Source organism: Chryseobacterium vietnamense (assembly GCF_031454475.1).
Classification (GTDB): Bacteria; Bacteroidota; Bacteroidia; order Flavobacteriales; family Weeksellaceae; genus Chryseobacterium; species Chryseobacterium vietnamense.
Window position 1 is genome coordinate 403,260 of sequence record NZ_JAVDQX010000003.1, and the last position, 17,113, is coordinate 420,372.

Annotated in this window: 17 protein-coding genes; 6 read left to right on the forward strand and 11 right to left on the reverse strand. The window is 36.4% G+C overall.

Features of this window, described 5'->3' with window-relative positions; all coding sequences use genetic code 11:
- Positions 1-23: 23 nt before the first annotated feature.
- Complete coding sequence (locus J2786_RS15865; RefSeq protein ID WP_047427193.1) at positions 24-944, reverse strand: M28 family peptidase; 921 nt, start codon at positions 942-944, stop codon at positions 24-26.
- Positions 945-1,087: 143 nt separating this feature from the next.
- Complete coding sequence (locus J2786_RS15870) at positions 1,088-1,477, reverse strand: DUF4293 family protein (RefSeq protein WP_034691563.1); 390 nt, start codon at positions 1,475-1,477, stop codon at positions 1,088-1,090.
- 143 nt (positions 1,478-1,620) lie between these two features.
- On the opposite strand from J2786_RS15870, the gene rho reads away from it, so the two are divergent.
- Complete coding sequence (gene rho / locus J2786_RS15875) at positions 1,621-3,450, forward strand: transcription termination factor Rho (RefSeq protein WP_047427197.1); 1,830 nt, start codon at positions 1,621-1,623, stop codon at positions 3,448-3,450.
- A gap of 28 nt (positions 3,451-3,478) precedes the next feature.
- On the opposite strand, the gene J2786_RS15880 is transcribed toward rho, so the two are convergent.
- Complete coding sequence (locus J2786_RS15880) at positions 3,479-4,228, reverse strand: 4-hydroxy-tetrahydrodipicolinate reductase (protein WP_047427200.1); 750 nt, start codon at positions 4,226-4,228, stop codon at positions 3,479-3,481.
- Positions 4,229-4,509: 281 nt separating this feature from the next.
- On the opposite strand from J2786_RS15880, the gene J2786_RS15885 reads away from it, so the two are divergent.
- Positions 4,510-5,106, forward strand: coding sequence for a superoxide dismutase (locus J2786_RS15885; protein WP_047427203.1), 597 nt, complete (start codon positions 4,510-4,512; stop codon positions 5,104-5,106).
- A 70-nt stretch (positions 5,107-5,176) separates the two neighbouring features.
- Here the strand turns inward: J2786_RS15885 and J2786_RS15890 are convergent, their stop codons facing one another.
- Both J2786_RS15890 and J2786_RS15895 read right to left on the reverse strand, forming a co-directional pair.
- On the reverse strand, positions 5,177-5,596 hold the full coding sequence (locus J2786_RS15890; RefSeq protein WP_047427206.1) for a DUF6146 family protein: 420 nt from the start codon (positions 5,594-5,596) through the stop codon (positions 5,177-5,179).
- A gap of 50 nt (positions 5,597-5,646) precedes the next feature.
- Positions 5,647-6,837 (reverse strand): endonuclease/exonuclease/phosphatase family protein, encoded by a 1,191-nt coding sequence (locus J2786_RS15895; protein ID WP_047427209.1) that lies wholly within the window; start codon positions 6,835-6,837, stop codon positions 5,647-5,649.
- 245 nt (positions 6,838-7,082) lie between these two features.
- Between J2786_RS15895 and J2786_RS15900 the strand changes: the two genes are divergently transcribed.
- Both J2786_RS15900 and J2786_RS15905 read left to right on the forward strand, forming a co-directional pair.
- Positions 7,083-9,959, forward strand: a complete 2,877-nt coding sequence (locus tag J2786_RS15900; RefSeq protein WP_047427212.1) for a carboxypeptidase-like regulatory domain-containing protein — start codon at positions 7,083-7,085, stop codon at positions 9,957-9,959.
- A 25-nt stretch (positions 9,960-9,984) separates the two neighbouring features.
- Entirely contained in the window at positions 9,985-11,391 is a 1,407-nt protein-coding gene (locus tag J2786_RS15905) for a DUF5689 domain-containing protein (RefSeq protein ID WP_047427215.1), read from the forward strand.
- 93 nt (positions 11,392-11,484) lie between these two features.
- Here the strand turns inward: J2786_RS15905 and J2786_RS15910 are convergent, their stop codons facing one another.
- The 6 genes from J2786_RS15910 to J2786_RS15935 form a co-directional block, all read right to left on the reverse strand.
- On the reverse strand, positions 11,485-12,036 hold the full coding sequence (locus J2786_RS15910; RefSeq protein ID WP_047427218.1) for an inclusion body family protein: 552 nt from the start codon (positions 12,034-12,036) through the stop codon (positions 11,485-11,487).
- Positions 12,037-12,315: 279 nt separating this feature from the next.
- On the reverse strand, positions 12,316-12,786 hold the full coding sequence (locus J2786_RS15915) for a DUF6702 family protein (protein WP_226798727.1): 471 nt from the start codon (positions 12,784-12,786) through the stop codon (positions 12,316-12,318).
- Between the two features lie 58 nt (positions 12,787-12,844).
- Positions 12,845-13,597, reverse strand: a complete 753-nt coding sequence (locus tag J2786_RS15920) for an LOG family protein (protein WP_047427224.1) — start codon at positions 13,595-13,597, stop codon at positions 12,845-12,847.
- 9 nt (positions 13,598-13,606) lie between these two features.
- On the reverse strand, positions 13,607-14,320 hold the full coding sequence (locus tag J2786_RS15925) for a nucleotidyltransferase family protein (protein ID WP_047427227.1): 714 nt from the start codon (positions 14,318-14,320) through the stop codon (positions 13,607-13,609).
- A gap of 68 nt (positions 14,321-14,388) precedes the next feature.
- Positions 14,389-14,805 (reverse strand): RapZ C-terminal domain-containing protein, encoded by a 417-nt coding sequence (locus J2786_RS15930; protein ID WP_047427230.1) that lies wholly within the window; start codon positions 14,803-14,805, stop codon positions 14,389-14,391.
- Between the two features lie 86 nt (positions 14,806-14,891).
- Positions 14,892-15,911 carry an aminoglycoside phosphotransferase family protein gene (locus J2786_RS15935; protein ID WP_047427233.1) on the reverse strand — a complete coding sequence of 340 codons (1,020 nt, stop codon included), beginning with the start codon at positions 15,909-15,911 and terminating at the stop codon, positions 14,892-14,894.
- Between the two features lie 229 nt (positions 15,912-16,140).
- Between J2786_RS15935 and xrtF the strand changes: the two genes are divergently transcribed.
- Positions 16,141-16,671: an exosortase family protein XrtF gene (gene xrtF, locus J2786_RS15940; protein ID WP_047427236.1), complete on the forward strand. Its 531-nt coding sequence runs from the start codon at positions 16,141-16,143 to the stop codon at positions 16,669-16,671.
- Positions 16,658-17,098 carry an exosortase F system-associated membrane protein gene (locus J2786_RS15945; protein WP_047427239.1) on the forward strand — a complete coding sequence of 147 codons (441 nt, stop codon included), beginning with the start codon at positions 16,658-16,660 and terminating at the stop codon, positions 17,096-17,098. Before xrtF ends, J2786_RS15945 begins: the two co-directional genes overlap by 14 nt.
- Positions 17,099-17,113: the final 15 nt, after the last annotated feature.

The following is a 17,113-nucleotide window of genomic DNA, read 5'->3' on the forward strand; positions in this document are numbered from 1 at the left end:
GCAGTTTTTTATAATGATTTCACTTAAAATTTCACCTGATCATTGTACTTCGGGGCAAAATTTTTAGGGCTCAGTTTATCCAGTGTTTTACCAAAATTATTGATGATCCGGGTCATGTTATCAAAATCTACAATAGTAACATCATCATTTTCATGGTGATAATGAGACGCTTTCGTCATATCCACAGTAGAAAATGAATGGGCAATGATTTTCTTTTTTACAAAGCTTACATTGTCTGAACGGTAAAACAGCTGCTGTTTCGCATATGGATCTGCATTTATTTTTAATCCATTCACCGCATTTTGATTGAATAATTCATCAAGATCTGAGAATCCGTCTCCTGTCATATATAATGAATTTTTCCCCCATTGAGATTCTGTAGCTACCATTTCAAAATTGAAAAGAGCGGTCATCTTATTATAAATGGGGTCCAGGTTTTTATCCGTAGAAATAGCTCTTGAACCCAGCATCCCTTTTTCCTCTCCATTGAATGCCATGAACACCATAGAGAATTCCGGTTTTTTATTTTTAAAATAATCGGCAATACCTACCAGAGTAGTGATTCCACTGGCATCATCATCTGCTCCGTTATAAATATTATCTCCGGTTTTATTACTGGTTCCGATATGGTCAAAATGCCCTGAGAAACCAAGATACTGATCTGACTTTCCTTTTTTGATTCCGCAAACATTGTATACCGTTTTTCCGTTATAGTCAAAAGGCACCAGATAAGATTTTCCGGTACAATATTCCAGATTATTTTCTTTGAAAAGTTTAGCGATATAATGGGCTGCATTTTCATTTTCCTGAGTTCCGATTTCACGGCCTTTCATTTCATCTGAAGCGAGAGTGGAAAGAACCGTCTTTACTCTTTCTTTGGAAACCTCCTGCCCGAAGGTCAATATAGAGAATAGTGATAAAGTAAGATACGTTAGCTTTTTCATTGTCTTTTATTAAAATTATATGATCTGTCGTGGTTTTAATCAAAAAGTTGCAATGAATTTACATAATTTAAATCAGGAATGGATATCAAATAAAAAAACAGCTCCTAAAAGAAGCTGTTCTCACTCAAAAAATCGTTGTAAGGCTATCGAAGTCTGTCTACAGATTTTACGAGCCTCTCATCTTTACGGATGTAAATGTTTGCTATAAGCAGACAGATTACCGCAATTAATGGGAAAATCGGCTCAATACCCTTCTCAGGAATCTGAATTCCTCCGGATAAGTTTAGTAACCAGTACGCCAATACACCAATCAACAAAACGTTTATAATGATGCTGATGGTATTCAGCAAAATTTGTCTTTTTCTGTTTTTGAAACTAAAAATACTTAATGCTCCAATAATAACAAGTACTATACAGCTTATATTAAGTAAGGGAATACTGTCTGAAATGACAACATCCTGTCCTGTTATAAAAAGGAAAACAGCAGCTAAAACTGCTAATAAAGTCCATATTGTTTGTATTCTCTGTAGCATTGAATATTAAATTCTTGGCAAAAATAACATAAATTTTGCACAATTCAAAAATAAGTGTAGATTTGCATTATACAATGTACTTGAAAACCAAAGTCGCCGGACTTACTTTTCTTACTCACAATTAATTACATTTTTACATAAATATGTTTAACATAGAAACGTTAAGGTCAAAATCCGTAACGGAACTGACTAAAATCTTGAAAGATTTGGGCGTTAAAGTTGCAAGAACCAGCAATGAAAATGACAAGATCTTTGCTATTCTTGACTTTCAGGCTTCTAACCCTAAAGTTGCAAAAGATTATTTCAACGCCACCGAAACCACCAGTGTAAATACTGAAGAGGCTCCAGCAGAAAAACCTGCCAAAGCCCCGGCAAAAAAAGCTGCCCCGAAAAAACCGGCAGCCAAGCCAAAAACAATCGCTAAAGCTCCGGTAGAACCTAAAACTGAAGATATAGTAGAAGAAAAGATACCTGTCTCTGAAGAAATAAAGCCGGAAGCACCAAAAGCTGAAACCAACGTAGCAACAGTAACAGAAGAATCAGCCGCCGCCGCTCAGGCCAAAAAGAAGAGAAAAAGAGTTTCTACCAATGCAGGGAATGCAGAAGTATCTCAGGAAAGAACTGAAACTCCAAAAAACACAGAATCCCAGGAGCCTGCTCAGGCTGAAGAAAAGCCTAACAATCCTCAACAACCACAGGCTAACAGACCTCAAAAAGGACACAACAATCCACAGAACAGTGGAAACCAACATAAAAATCAAAACCAACAACATCAGCAGCATCAAAACCAGAATCAGAATCAAAACAGACATTCTGAAAAGGCGGAGGAGCAGAACGACCATAAAAAAGAATTCAATTTCGATGGACTGGTAAGTATTGAAGGTGTTTTGGAAATTTTACCGGATAACTACGGATTTTTACGTTCTTCAGATTTCAGCTATATCTCTTCTCCTGATGATGTGTATGTTTCTACCGCTCAGATCAGAAATTTCGGTTTAAAAACCGGAGATACAGTAAAAGGAATTGTAAGACTTCCGAAAGAAGGTGAAAAGTATTTCTCATTATTAAGACCTACAGAAGTTAACGGACGTGATCTTGCATTTATCAAAGACCGTGTTGCTTTCGAATACCTTACTCCACTTTTCCCTGAAGAGAAATTCAACCTTGCAGGAAGCGGTTCTACAGTATCCACAAGAATTGTAGATTTATTCGCTCCTATCGGGAAAGGACAGAGAGCTATGATTGTTGCGCAGCCTAAGACGGGTAAGACGATGTTGCTTAAAGATATCGCCAATTCTATTGCAGCCAATCACCCGGAAGTTTATATGATGGTTCTTCTGATTGATGAACGTCCGGAGGAAGTTACTGACATGGAAAGAAGCGTAAATGCAGAAGTAATTGCTTCTACATTTGATGAAGCTGCTGAAAAACACGTAAAAGTTGCTAATCTTGTTCTTGCAAAAGCACAAAGAATGGTAGAATGCGGACATGATGTAGTCATCTTACTGGATTCTATCACCAGATTGGCAAGAGCATATAACACGGTAACTCCGGCATCAGGAAAAGTTCTTTCCGGTGGGGTAGATGCCAATGCTCTTCACAAACCGAAAAGATTCTTCGGAGCAGCAAGAAAAATAGAAGGAGGAGGATCTCTGACAATCATTGCAACCGCATTAATTGATACAGGATCTAAGATGGACGAAGTAATCTTTGAAGAATTCAAAGGTACAGGTAACATGGAACTTCAGTTAGACAGAAAAATTGCCAACAGAAGAATTTATCCTGCTATTGACCTTGTAGCATCAAGTACCCGTAGAGATGATCTTCTTCTTGATGAAGTAACTTCACAGAGAATGTGGATTCTTAGAAAATATCTTTCTGAGATGAACCCTGTAGAAGCGATGGAATTTGTAGATAAAAACATCAAAGGAACCCTAAACAATGAAGAGTTCCTGATGTCGATGAATAAATAATAAGTTAAATTGTTAATAGGCCGGGCTTCTATACTTTGAAATAAGGATGTAATAAATCCTCAAATTTATAGAAGCCTGGTTTTTTATTGATCAGATGTTCGGCAGCAAACAACGCTCCGTTACCAAAGGCATCTCTTGAAATTGATTCATGAATGAGCCTTACTGTCTGAAACGGAAAACCGAAAATAACCTCATGTTTTCCTACAATTCCACCCGCTCGGATGGTATTTATCTTTTCATCTTTCAACTCCAGAACATCTGCAATCCGGATGGCTGTTCCTGAAACTCCCTGTTTATCTTTAAAATGTTCTTCCACGATCTCAATATCTACGGAAGGAGCAATCTTTTTTAAGAACTGAGCCGCATACAGTAAATAATTAATACCTAAAGTAATATTAGGTGACCAGAAGACAGTAGCTTTCTGAGCCAGTTTATTCAGGAAATGTACTTCCTTTTCTGAGTAATGAGAAATAGCTGATATGATCTTTACCTTCTTTTGGGCAGCAGATTCTCCGTAAGTATAAATCCCATCCTGAGACGAAAAGTCGATAATAGCATCTACAGGATGTTCTTCAAGCAATTCGTCTACACCCTTTTTTTTCTCTGAATAAAAATGACCGGGATCATCACTTTCTACTCCAAGAAAGTCTGCGGCATCTCTGGCAGACGATCTGCTCGATTTTCTGTACACCCATTGTAGAGAATGATCTTTGTTTTGAAGAATAACTGAGGCTACAGCTTTTCCTGCTTTTCCAAATCCAAAAAGTCCAATTTTCATAATAAAAAGTATTTAAAGTTAAACATTCAGTTATTGAAGTGTTTTTGTATAAATATTTACTTCATATTGTGGAAGTTACGAAATTGAAAATAAACCATGCTTTGAATAGGATTGGGGAACATCAAAATGGAGGGGGTTTATAGATGAAATTAAAAATATTTAAAATTTAATTCATTCTAAATCAATATATCAATGTTAAAGATTTATTAAAGTAATCCACAATCCTTGATAATACCTTAAATATTGGCTAATTTTGAAATATAACATTAAAAATAAAGATTATGTCATTTGAATTACCAAAACTAGGATATGCATATGATGCATTAGAGCCAACGATCGATGCAAGAACTATGGAAATCCACCATACAAAACACCACCAGGCATACATTGACAATTTAAATAAAGCAATTGAAGGAACTGAACTTGCAGGAAAAACTATTGAAGAGATCTGCCAGACAGGAACTGACAAACCAGCAGTAAGAAATAACGGAGGAGGTCACTTCAACCACTCTCTGTTCTGGGAAATTTTAACGCCTGGAGGAAGCAAAGAGCCTGTAGGAAATGTAAAAGCTGCTATCGAAAATTACGGAGGTCTTGATAAATTCAAAACTGATTTTTCTGAGGCTGCTAAAACAAGATTCGGTTCAGGATGGGCTTGGTTGGTAAAGAATGCTGACGGGTCTGTATCAGTTTCTTCCACACCTAATCAGGACAACCCATTAATGCCTGTAGCAGACGTTAAAGGAACTCCGGTTTTAGGATTAGACGTTTGGGAGCACGCTTACTACTTAAACTACCAAAACAGAAGACCTGATTATGTTTCTGCATTCTTTGATGTAGTAAACTGGGATAAGGTAGAAGAATTATTCAATAAATAATTTTCAGCTATTATAAAAATGAAAAGGTTCAGAATTATTCTGAACCTTTTTTATTACTATGTTTTAAAACTTACCTTATGGCATCGCTTCCGGATAATCCATTCAGTCTCAGCTTATACTTCCAGTTTACATACGCGAAAACCTGGTAGAGTTTATATTCAAACTTGATCCCGTAATTTTCTTTTGGATCATAATCGATTCCGGATTCAATAATATTTCTGTATCTGCCGGAATAATAATAGCTGTTCCATTCATTGACTAAAAATGTGTTTTTCGTCTTCAGATAAGATTCTGTATACTGGCTGATAGGTTTTGCAACAGCACTCAGAAAATAGTCGAATTGGGTATCAATGACTGTAAGATCCCATTCTCCGTCTTCATTTTTAGAAGGCTTCATTTCATGTTGCTCTTTATCTTTCTTTGGTGTTTCCTGAGAAAAACAGCTGAAAGGTACCAATGCAATCATTACTAATAAAATAATATGTTTCATGATATAGGTATTTATATAAAAAAGCACTCCAATAAGAGTGCCTAAATTTTTTATGGTTCTTTCTGAAGAACTACAAATGCCGGGAAGTGGTCACTGTAGCCTCCTGTAAACTGATCTCCATTCCATGATCTGAAAGGATATCCTTTATAATTTCCTTCTTTATTGACAAGGTAAGCGGGTGCAAAAATTTCTGTTTTGTAAACGGAATATTCTTTCGTTACCTGGTCTGAAACTACATTTTTAGAAACGATAATCTGGTCAAACAAGTTCGGAGCATCCTGATAAGCCAAAGAAGCAACTCCTTTCTTATATAGAGGATACATCAGGTTAAGATAAGGAGTTTCCTCGCTCAGGTCTTTTGGATTGGGCTGAGCTTTAAGATGGTTTTTTAAACTAGGGCTTACAGGGTCATCGTTAAAGTCACCCATGGCAAAAAGCTTTGTTGCAGGATCTGCTGCTCTTACGCTGTCCATCTGTTGTTTTAATAATGCAGCTGCAGCATTTCTTTTAGGTAGGGAAATCGCTTCACCACCTCTTCTTGAAGGCCAGTGGTTCATGAAGAATGCTACTTTTTCATTATCTAAAAATCCTGTTACGACAAGGATGTCTCTTGTATATTCTCTTTTTCCGTTGTCACCATAAATGACCAGTTCTTTTTTTAATGAATTGGTAGGGGTGAACCTTCTTTTCTGGTAGATCAATGCAACGTCAATTCCTCTATAGTCATAAGAATTGTAATGAATAATTCCGTAGTCATATTTCTTTAAAGCCGGTTCGTTCACAAGATCCTGAATGACCTGTCTGTTTTCAACTTCTATTAATCCTACTACTGCCGGAGCTGTTTTGGTATATTGTGCTCCCATTTCAGAAATTACCTTAGCTTCGTTAGCCAGTTTTGCCTTATATATTTTACTTCCATAGTTCTTTGCACTTTTGGGGGTAAATTCTTCAGAACCACTTTGTATTCTTACTGCTTTTTTACCTTTTAAAGCTCCGTCGCTCCATGGCCCATCATATTTTTCAGTTTCCAGAAACTTGATAGAATCCATAGGAATACTTCTGTGGAAAGCAGGATTTTTAATGTCCTTGGTTCCATCTATATAATCTGCTGAGCGGATAGTATCCCAAAGGTTTTCCACATTTAAGAAACCTACGGTTGCTACTTTTCTCAGTTTTCCTTGTTGTTGGGAGAATGCCACGATCGAAATAAGCAGGGCAAACAGACTAGAAAATCTCTTCATCTCTTTGAGTTTTATTATACTATTAATTACAAATTTACCTTTTTTTAACTTGCTGCTTTTTAAATATTTGTAAATTTAAAAGCAGTAATCCGAATCTCTCTTTTATAATGATTCTTAAAAGATTGCAATGTTAAGGAAAAAATACGTTAAAAAAGTTTGAGATTGCAAAATTTGATTAAATTTGTGCCCCCAACTTTTAAACTGTTGAAAATTAACAATAAAAGTATTAAAAAATAAATATACTCATGATTAAAAAATTATCATTGATCTCTTTATTTACTTTGCTGCCTGCGTCGTATTATTACGCGCAGACAACTGTGTTTGCGTATCTTAAGGATGCAGACGGTAAGCCTGTTGAGCAAGCAAATGTAGATTTAAAAGGAGCAGGAAATGATGCAAAGGCAGACAAAATCGGATATTTCCAATTTAAAGATTTGATGCCTGGACATTATCAGATTATGGTTACAAAACCCAATTTTGAAACTAAAATTTTTGAATTTGATGTAACCAGTGATGAGAAGAGAAAAGATCTTGGAGTAATTACTCTTTATTCGGCATTGAACGGTGCAGATCAGGGATTGGCTATCATAGAAGACTCGGGAGAAAGTGATAGCGGTGGCGCACAACAAACTGCAACAGTAGGATTACTACAGTCTTCTCAGGATGTATTCAACAGAATTGCAAGTTTCGATTTAGGACCGTACTGGTTCCGTCCAAGAGGAATTGATAGCAGAACAGGTGAGAATATGATCAATGGGGTTTCTATGGCCGCTGCAGATAATGGAGATGTAGACTTCAGTACCTGGGGAGGATTGAACGAAATTACCCGTTACCCGGAAATTGCAGTTAACCATGCACCTTCAGAATATGCTTTCGGAGGAACTACCGGAGTATTTTATAAGAATACCAGAGCCAGTGAGTACAGAAAAGGAAGCCAGTTGACGTACTCTCTGACCAACAGAAATTATACCAACAGATTATCTTACAGATTTTCATCCGGAATGAATAAGAACGGATGGGCATTTACAGGAATGATCGCAAGGAGATGGGCACAGGAAGGGATTCAGGATGGTACAGCTTATGATGCATACAGTGGATATATCGGTATTGAAAAGAAATTCAGTGATAGCCATACCATGACCCTGAATGCCATAGGTTCTAAATATGCCAGAAGCTCTTCAAGTCCAAGTACTCAGGAAGTATATGACTTCAGAGGAGTTCATTATAACTCTTATTGGGGATGGCAAAACGGAGATAAAAGAAATGAAAGAGTAAAAAGAGGTTTCCAGCCTATGATCCAATTGCAGGATTTCTGGAAAATCAATAAAAACTCTCAGCTTTGGACATCAGTTTCTTATCAGTTTGGGAAAGAGTACAGTTCAAGACTGGATTGGTACAAAGCCAATAACCCGTCACCAACCTACTACCGTAACTTGCCAAGCTATTGGTTAAACTATAAAGATCCGTCACCGGAACAAGCTGCCAACATCGGGATTACGAGAGATTGGTGGACGAATGATGACCAGTCTCATACACAGATCAATTGGGATAATCTTTATAATGCCAACAGAAACGTAGAATACAATGCGTTACTTGGTGGAAGGAGAGCCGCTTATTATCTTGTGGACGATGTAAAAGATGATAAAGTATGGAATGTATCTACTCATTATACATATAACTTCACCGATACTTCCCGTTTTATCTTAAACCTATCTTACCAGAATTACAGATCTGAGCAGTACAGGGAGGTAAATGACCTTTTAGGTGCTGATTTTGCGCTGAATATGGATCCGTTTGCATCCAATACCAATGCAGGAAGTGTTTGGGGTAAATTCAATACAAGGGAAAGCGATACTGATGTTGCTAAAAGAGAAGGTGATAAAATCGGGTACAGCTATATTTTCAGAAGACAGGAATTCAAAATAAATCCTGCTTTCAAATTCTCCACAGGAAAATTTGATGTTTTTATCTCCGGATTATTCGGATATACAACGAACAGTAGAGAAGGATTATTCCAACACTATCTGTATGAGTCTTCTTATGGAAAAGGAGCAGACCAGAACTTCTGGAATGCAGGGGTTAAAGGTCAGGTTACATATAAGATCAACGGGAGAAACTTCCTGGTTTACAACGGAGCTTACTTCTCACAGTCTCCTTTCTTAAATGATATTTATTTTAATACCAGAGTAAGTGGTGTTACCACTCCGGGAATCAAAAACGTTGTTGTTGATGCCAACGACCTGAGCTATGTAATCTCTACTCCGATTGTTAAACTTAGACTGACAGGTTACCTTGTTAATACTCAAAACGAAACAAGTGTACAAAGATATTTCGCACAGGGAATTAAACTGACAAACCTTACGGAGAGCGGTGATCAGGCTCCGGTTCAGGATGGTGCTTTCATTACGCAGGTGTTGGCAGGAGCCAATAAGAGAAATATGGGAATTGAGCTTGGTGCACAGGTGAAAGTAACTCCTACCTTAACTGCCAGTGGGTTACTAAGCTTAGGACAATATACTTATACTAACAATCCTACGGTTTATTTTGCATCTGACGCGGTTGGAACATTCAGAGAACTTGACGGAAACGGAAATATCGTCTCAAGATCTTATACCAATATGGGTGAAGCAACGCTTAAAAACTACAGACAAGGAGGTACTCCTCAGGAAGCATATACATTAGGTCTTCGTTACAGCAGCCCTAAATACTGGTGGGTAGGAGCAACATGGAACTACTTCGGGCAGTCCTTCCTGGATCCGTCTCCTGTAACCAGAACAGACAGGTTCTATACCAATCCTGGCACACCGGGAGTCCCATATGACATTGTAAATGATGAAGAGCTTGCAAGAGTACTTACGCCTACAAAGCTTCCTTCGGCATTCTTTTTCAATGTCAACGCAGGGAAGTCCTGGATGATTGGCAAATATTATGTATTGGTATCCGGATCTGTCAATAATATCCTTAATAACAGAAATTATATTACAGGAGGGTTTGAGCAGACCAGAAACGTTAACTATATTGATTATAAGAATGATTACGACAGCGGAAACATGGTATTCGCCCCAAAATATTGGTATAACCAGGGTAGATCTTATTTTGTTAACCTTCAATTCAGATTCTAAAAACTAAAATTAAAAATCGAAAACAATGAAAAATATATATTTTAAAGCGGCGATATTTAGTGCTATTTCAATGCTGACATTCTCGTCTTGTGTAAAAACTGATGATTATGAATTACCGGAAATCAAATGTACCAACAAATTTGCAGCAGCTAATCACCCGTTAACTGATCTTGCTGTTATTGCAAAAGTAAAACCAACTGAAGCCGATATCATTAAAGAAGATTATATTGTTGAAGCCTACATCTCTTCAAGTGATGAATCAGGAAATATCTATAAAATGATGTTCCTTCAGGATAAGCCTGAAAACCCAACACAAGGGATTGAAATTGACATCGATGGTGGAAACCAGTATCTTGATTATCCTACCGGGTCCTTAGTAAGAATTAACCTGAAAGGATTGATTGTTCAAGGTATTAATGGGAACATTAAAGTAGGTTCTTTTGATCCTAATTATCCTATCGGTAGAATCAACCCCAATAAATTATCCAATTACATGGCAAGAGTTTGTGACGGACAAAAGGCTGTAGTAACTGCAATAAAGCCATTAGAGTTTAATTCTATTGCTGATGCTCTTAAAAATGGAGCTCACATCAATCAGCTTGTAAAAATTAAAAATGTTCAGTTTGAAGATCCTGAACTGACAAAAACTTTTGCTGATGAATCAGGTACAGGTGACCGTTATATTACGGATAAGAAAGCAGGTAGATTAGATCTTCGTTTCAGTAACTATGCAACTTTTGCGAAATCACCGATCTCTCCTAAATATGCAAAAAGTGGTGATATCGTTCTTTTACTAAGCCGTTTTACCAGCTCAAGTAATGCAACAATTTTCACAGATCAGGCTTATATCAGAAATCTTGACGATATTAACTTCCCTAACGACAGATTCAATCCAGGTGAACCAGATGCTCCTTCTGCTTCTGCTGTAAACCTTTTCGCAGGTTCAGATTTTGAAAACTGGACAACTTTCTTATCCAGTGTAAACACTTTCGGTCTTAAGCCTTATGCTACACAAGGTGTTGGTCTTGGATACAATGGTACAAATTCACTTCAAATCAAAGGAACTCCTACCGCTAACGATTATGTATTTACATCTGTAGCTACTACAGGAATACCAGCTGTACCAAAAAGAATTACTATGTACATCAAAGGTACTGCAACTGGAAAAACTCTTTCTTTCAATGTATACAAAGCAGGTGGAGGTTTCTACGTATTTAATCTAGGTACATTCTCTACTGGTGCTACTTTAGGAGTAGAAAGTGCTAACTCTTACACAGGATCTATCAATACAAACGGACAATGGAGATTGGTTGAACTTACTCTTACAGGTATTGCTGATATTAACACTACAGCCGGAAAAGATATGTTTGCGATCAAAACAGGAAATGGTGGTATATATGATGTTCAGATTGATAACATCAAAATTGAGTAATACATCAGAATAAAATATATTCTAATACACTTTATAAAAATCGGGCAGCTTAAAAAGCTGCCCGATTTTTATTTATACGGGATTTACTTGCGTTTATTTAACCGTAATCGTTGGATCCCAGTAAAAGTATCCATACAGAATCTGTTTGTTACTATTACTTGGATCTAAAATATAAAGTCCAAACTGTACATAGAAATTCTCTGTTCCTGTAGCTTTTACTTTAGAGTCGATACTTGCAAAAGTGATATCTGCACTAGCAGCAGGAAGACCATTCTGAGAATTCAAATTAGGCACAGCGGCCTGCTTTCTTTCCACTGAATTGTATATAAAACTGTTAAAAACCTGATCACCTGACCAGTACTTAATATTATAGATGATTACTGCATCATCGGAGTTTTGGTATATTGATGTTCCTCTGAAAGAAACAATATCCCCGGCTCTTGCACTGAAATTCAAATCAGCTGTACCTTGTCCGGAAATAGCGTTGGCATTCGAAACGATCATATGCTGGCTGTTATGATCAATTCCTGTAGGATTATTAGGGTCTGTACTTGGGTTTTTATAAGTTTGTCTTACATAATCCGTGTCAATAACGATCAGGACATCAATTTCCTGACTGGATGATTTTAGTTCTATATCTTCCATGATATTTAGTTTTTGATTGGTATTTTCTTACTCATTGGGCTTTTCAGATTCCGCCCCGTTATTAAAGTGATACGGCTTCACTGATTGGGTTGTAATTACAGTACAAATGTACATGGCTGAAAATGAAAATCTTAGAGTGGAAATGCTGAAATTTTGGATTAGGTATTTGTACTTAATTAATCTCTTTGAAGTGATTTTTTATTGCTGCAAAAAAAATACCCTGAAAAGTTCAGCTTTTCAGGGTACCCATTTTTATAATGGTTAAATCTAATTTTTCATTTAAAAAGAAACCTCGTTCACTTCTTTTCCTCTTTGGAAGTTCATTGTTTTCTGGCTGCCTTTATAGGCTATGTTTACCAGATTGATCTGCTTAGGAAAAGCGCTTAAAAGGATCGTATTTTTAATCTTTAAGGTATTAATATCCGAAACACCTCCGGTTTCAAAATATACCCATACAGTTTCTCCACTGACCTGACTTCCCGTGAAGGTAATCGTTTTGGGAGACCCATTGACAAATACATCAAAATTATTGTTCACATATTTTTTTACCTCTGCTTCAAATCCTGCCGTATTCGGGTTGATTTTAATCGCGTCAGAGATATGGCTTGTATTCATTTTTGTGGTAAACTTCAATGTCTTGCTTCCATCAATATAGTCAACTTTGGTCATTGAAGAGAAAAAGTCTACATACATAAAACTCATTAACACAAAAAATGTTAAAATTCCTGATATATATAAAAGTTTTTTCATCTTAATTAATAGATTTACAATCATAGTTGTTTGTTATAAGTCACAAATAATATGCCAATTAAAAATTTACATTCACAGAATATTTATCATAAAAGGCTTTAATATGTGCTACAGCCTCATCAGCAGTATCTACCACACGATAAAGATCAAGATCATCTTCCGCAATCATTCCTTCTTTTAACAGAGTTGTCTTAAACCAATCCAGTAATCCTCCCCAGAATTCACTTCCTACTAAAACAATAGGAAATTTTCCGATTTTATTGGTCTGAATCAGAGTCATCGCCTCAGTAAGTTCATCCAGTGTTCCAAATCCGCCAGGCATCACTACGAAACCCTGAGAGTATTTTACGAACATTACTTTTCTCACGAAAAAGTAATCAAAATTCATGGAATAGGATTTATTGATGTAAGGATTGAAATGCTGTTCAAAAGGCAGATCAATATTAAGTCCTATAGATTTCCCTTTTGCATTGAATGCTCCTTTATTTCCTGCCTCCATAATTCCCGGGCCGCCTCCGGTAATAATACCGAAACCCAACCTGGTAATTTTTTCAGCAATATCTACAGCCATTTCATAGTATTTATTCTCCGGCTTCAGTCGAGCAGAGCCAAATATAGAAACACATGGGCCAATTTTAGCCAGTTTTTCATAACCGTCTACAAATTCAGCCATGACCTTGAAGACCATCCAGCTGTCTTTGGTGATTGTTTCGTCCCAGGTTTTTTGTCTGAAACTGTTGTGAAGTTTTGTTTCGTTACTATCAAGTTCTGGATTTACTAAACTTTCATCCCTGGTTCCATCAATTTCCATTGCAAAAAATTATTTAAAATGTTTTTCGGCTTCTAGTATGGATGCCGGTCTCCCAACATCAATAAGAATACTGTCGTGTACAAAACCATGTATATGTTCGGTCTGCATCAGATCCAGATATTCTTCCATAACAGAGAATTTGCCTGTTCTTTTTATTTTTTCGAAGATGACAGGATTGATACAGTGAATTCCACTGAATGCAAGGGATCTAAAGCCTTTATTGAATTCTGCCAGCCTTTGTTCCCCGGTTTGTACATTCAGCCAGCCTCTCAAAACCATATCATCATTGAAAAGGAGTTTTCTCGAACTTTCTCTGTCCGAAACCGCTAAAGTAGCAAAATCTTTTATCTTTTTGTGGTATTCTACCAGTGCATTGATATTCAAGTCCGTTAGAATATCAGCGTTCATGATTAAAAAATCTTCTCCGTGATCTAAAAATTTTCTTGCAAATATCAAGCCGCCACCTGTTTCCAGCAGTTCGTTGCTTTCATCAGAGATTTCAATCTTACATCCGAAACTATTGTTTTTATTCAAAAAATCAACAATCTGATTTCCAAAATGATGAATATTAATAACAAAATCCGTAATTCCGAAACTTTTAAGGTATTTGATATTTCTTTCCAGAAGCGGAATTTCATTCACTTTAGCCAATGCTTTTGGATGGTGATCTGTAAACGGTTTCAGTCTGGTCCCTTTGCCTGCTGCGAAAATTAAAGCTTTCATAATAGTATAAGTAATGAGTGATGGGTAATGAGTAATATATAAATGTAATCAAAATTACTTATTGCTCATTACTGATTACTAATATTCAGTTGCGGTTGTTCATCGTGTTGAAGGGTAATTTCGGTTCCTTCAGGATATTTTTCCTTGATGAATTCTGCAATTTTTATGGCACAATATACCGATCTGTGTTGTCCTCCGGTACATCCGAAATTAATCTGAAGATGCTCAAAACCTCTTTCCAGATAGTTGTCAATATTGATGGAAACAATAGATTTTACCAGTTCTAAAAACTTTGGCATTTCCGTTTTTGTTTCAAGATATTCCTGAACTCCAATGTCATTTCCGGTCTGGATTTTATATTCTTCAATTCTTCCGGGATTTAAAATTCCACGGCAGTCAAAAGCGAAGCCTCCGCCATTTCCGGAATTATCTTTGGGAATACCTCCTTTTTTGTAGGAAAAACTGTGTATCTCGATGTGTAGCATATTTTTTATTTTTAAACCATTAAGGCTTATTTAGTCATATTGAAGTATTTTATTTCGTTTCTGTCTGTCTGAGCGGAGTCGAAGACTTAGTTATTTAATATTTCCTCGATTTTTTGCTTTGCTCTCTCTGAAATCAGCTGCTGAATTACTTTTTTCAGTTCAGGATAATCATTCATCTGCTCCCATGAGTCTGCAAATTGTGTAATATTCTCAATTCCTTTTCCAAGGCTGGCCATGAAATGTTGTTTCCTCTGAATCAATCCCCGGAATCCATAGGCTCCCAAAACCTGTAAAAATCTCATCATTTGAATAGGCATCACTGCGTTTTTCAGCTGCATTCTTGTTTCATGGTTTTCGAACTGCTGAATATAAAACTCAAGCATTTCCTGTTTGAAATCTTCGGGGAAATTTGCTTTCGCCTGAAAAAGAAACGAGATGACATCATACATTAAAGGACCTTTCATTGCCGATTGGTAATCGATGAAAGAAACTTCATTTTTCTCGTTGACCATGATATTTCTTGCCTGAAAATCGCGGATCATAATTCCTTTGGGTTCAAGGTTTTCAATAAGGGCTGCAATTTTTTTGAATTCTTTAAGGAGTGTAGATTTGTTGTATTCAAGTTCCAGAAAATCGGCGACAAAATTTTTAAAGTAATACAAATCATGAATCACGGGAAGTTCATCATAGCTTTCATATTCAAAGGTTTTTGAAAAATCAATTTTACCTTGCGTCTGCACCTGCAGTTGGTAAAGCTTTTCTAAAGTCTTCTGTACCAAAGATCTTACAGTGGAAGACAGTTGTTCTTTAGCAATCACTTCAGAAAGAGTATGTTGCCCCAAAAATTCCTGAATATACATCTTCCTGTCATCTGAAACAGCAAGGATGGAAGGGGTATTAAGGTTCAGGTCTGAGAATACTTCAGAATAATAAAGAAAACTATCATTTTCCGGAATATTTTCATTGTACGTGATGATGTATTTTTCAGTACCGGCAGTGGCCAGAAAATTTACCCTCGCAGATCCGCTTTGAGCTAATGTGACGAATTCGGAAGATTTTTTACCTAAATGGTTTTCAAAAAATCGTTTTGCGTTTTCAGAAGTCATAATATGGAAACAAATATACTAAATTAACATGAGTTGGAAATGATCGTTTAAAGAACTGATCAGTTGGGGGTAAAGAGTGTGATAATAGCACTGAATAATTTTGATATTATTAAATTTTCTAGCGAAAATTTTTAAGTGTTCTGTGTGAATAACGTAAAGTTTGATTGCTTGTTTTTAACTTTCTTTGTTCAAATTCAGGATATTACAGGCTAATTTTTATCTTTGCAGTATGCTGAAAGACTTTAAACCTGTTTTAGGTATTTTATTGCGCTTTATTGTTATCTACCTGGTGTTGCTTTTCGCTTATCAGTTCTACCTGAACAGTGGTAAAGATTCCGGGTTGGATTCGTTTTCAAGGCTGATTGCCCGTCAGGTAACGTCTTTGCAGAATGCAATAGGTTATCCTACAGAACTTTATGATGATGTAAAGAACGAACAGGTTTGGTTTTATGTAAAACACAATTATGTGACGAGAATGGTGGAAGGATGCAATGCCGTTTCTGTCATCATTCTATTTGTGTCTTTTGTTTTTGCCTTTTATAAGGGAATAAAGACTTTTGTTTTTGTCGCAGTAGGATTGGTTTTACTGTATATTATGAATCTCCTTAGAATTGTCGGATTGAATATAGTAATGGTTGATTATAAGGAATATGGAAAGATATTTCATGATTTTATTTTCCCTGCTGTTATTTACGGAAGTGTAGTTTTACTGTGGTTAATCTGGATTAAATTTTTTGCTTTAAAACATGAAAATTCTTAGCTGGCTTTTGGTTATTGCAGGAATCTGTGGATTGATAAGTGTAAGGGTTCTGGAGGATACTATTTTTTATGATCCTTTCTTAGACTATTTTCATGAAGCCAATAAAAATATAGAATTCCCTGCCTTTGAATGGGGTAGACTGATTGCCGGACATGTGTTCCGATTTATTTTAAATCTTTTTTTTTCCTGCCTGATTATTTACGGATTATTCAAAAATAAAGAATGGACGATACAGGGAGCAGTGATGATGATTGTGGTCTTTGCCATCACTTTCCCGATCTATCTCTACTGTATTCACAGCAAATTTGAAATAGGATATCTTTTTTCTTTTTATATGAGACGATTTGTAATCCAACCGTTGATTATACTTCTGATTGTTCCGATGTTCTATTACAGAAAGCAGATGATTACTAAAGAAAGCAGATAAAGTAAGACCCGATTT

Bases quoted from the DNA above. Each gene is read 5' to 3' on its own strand.
- J2786_RS15865 (WP_047427193.1), bottom strand. From the start codon at position 944: ATGAAAAAGCTAACGTATCTTACTTTATCACTATTCTCTATATTGACC.
- J2786_RS15870 (WP_034691563.1), bottom strand. From the start codon at position 1,477: ATGCTACAGAGAATACAAACAATATGGACTTTATTAGCAGTTTTAGCT.
- rho (WP_047427197.1), top strand. From the start codon at position 1,621: ATGTTTAACATAGAAACGTTAAGGTCAAAATCCGTAACGGAACTGACT.
- J2786_RS15880 (WP_047427200.1), bottom strand. From the start codon at position 4,228: ATGAAAATTGGACTTTTTGGATTTGGAAAAGCAGGAAAAGCTGTAGCC.
- J2786_RS15885 (WP_047427203.1), top strand. From the start codon at position 4,510: ATGTCATTTGAATTACCAAAACTAGGATATGCATATGATGCATTAGAG.
- J2786_RS15890 (WP_047427206.1), bottom strand. From the start codon at position 5,596: ATGAAACATATTATTTTATTAGTAATGATTGCATTGGTACCTTTCAGC.
- J2786_RS15895 (WP_047427209.1), bottom strand. From the start codon at position 6,837: ATGAAGAGATTTTCTAGTCTGTTTGCCCTGCTTATTTCGATCGTGGCA.
- J2786_RS15900 (WP_047427212.1), top strand. From the start codon at position 7,083: ATGATTAAAAAATTATCATTGATCTCTTTATTTACTTTGCTGCCTGCG.
- J2786_RS15905 (WP_047427215.1), top strand. From the start codon at position 9,985: ATGAAAAATATATATTTTAAAGCGGCGATATTTAGTGCTATTTCAATG.
- J2786_RS15910 (WP_047427218.1), bottom strand. From the start codon at position 12,036: ATGGAAGATATAGAACTAAAATCATCCAGTCAGGAAATTGATGTCCTG.
- J2786_RS15915 (WP_226798727.1), bottom strand. From the start codon at position 12,786: ATGAAAAAACTTTTATATATATCAGGAATTTTAACATTTTTTGTGTTA.
- J2786_RS15920 (WP_047427224.1), bottom strand. From the start codon at position 13,597: ATGGAAATTGATGGAACCAGGGATGAAAGTTTAGTAAATCCAGAACTT.
- J2786_RS15925 (WP_047427227.1), bottom strand. From the start codon at position 14,320: ATGAAAGCTTTAATTTTCGCAGCAGGCAAAGGGACCAGACTGAAACCG.
- J2786_RS15930 (WP_047427230.1), bottom strand. From the start codon at position 14,805: ATGCTACACATCGAGATACACAGTTTTTCCTACAAAAAAGGAGGTATT.
- J2786_RS15935 (WP_047427233.1), bottom strand. From the start codon at position 15,911: ATGACTTCTGAAAACGCAAAACGATTTTTTGAAAACCATTTAGGTAAA.
- xrtF (WP_047427236.1), top strand. From the start codon at position 16,141: ATGCTGAAAGACTTTAAACCTGTTTTAGGTATTTTATTGCGCTTTATT.
- J2786_RS15945 (WP_047427239.1), top strand. From the start codon at position 16,658: ATGAAAATTCTTAGCTGGCTTTTGGTTATTGCAGGAATCTGTGGATTG.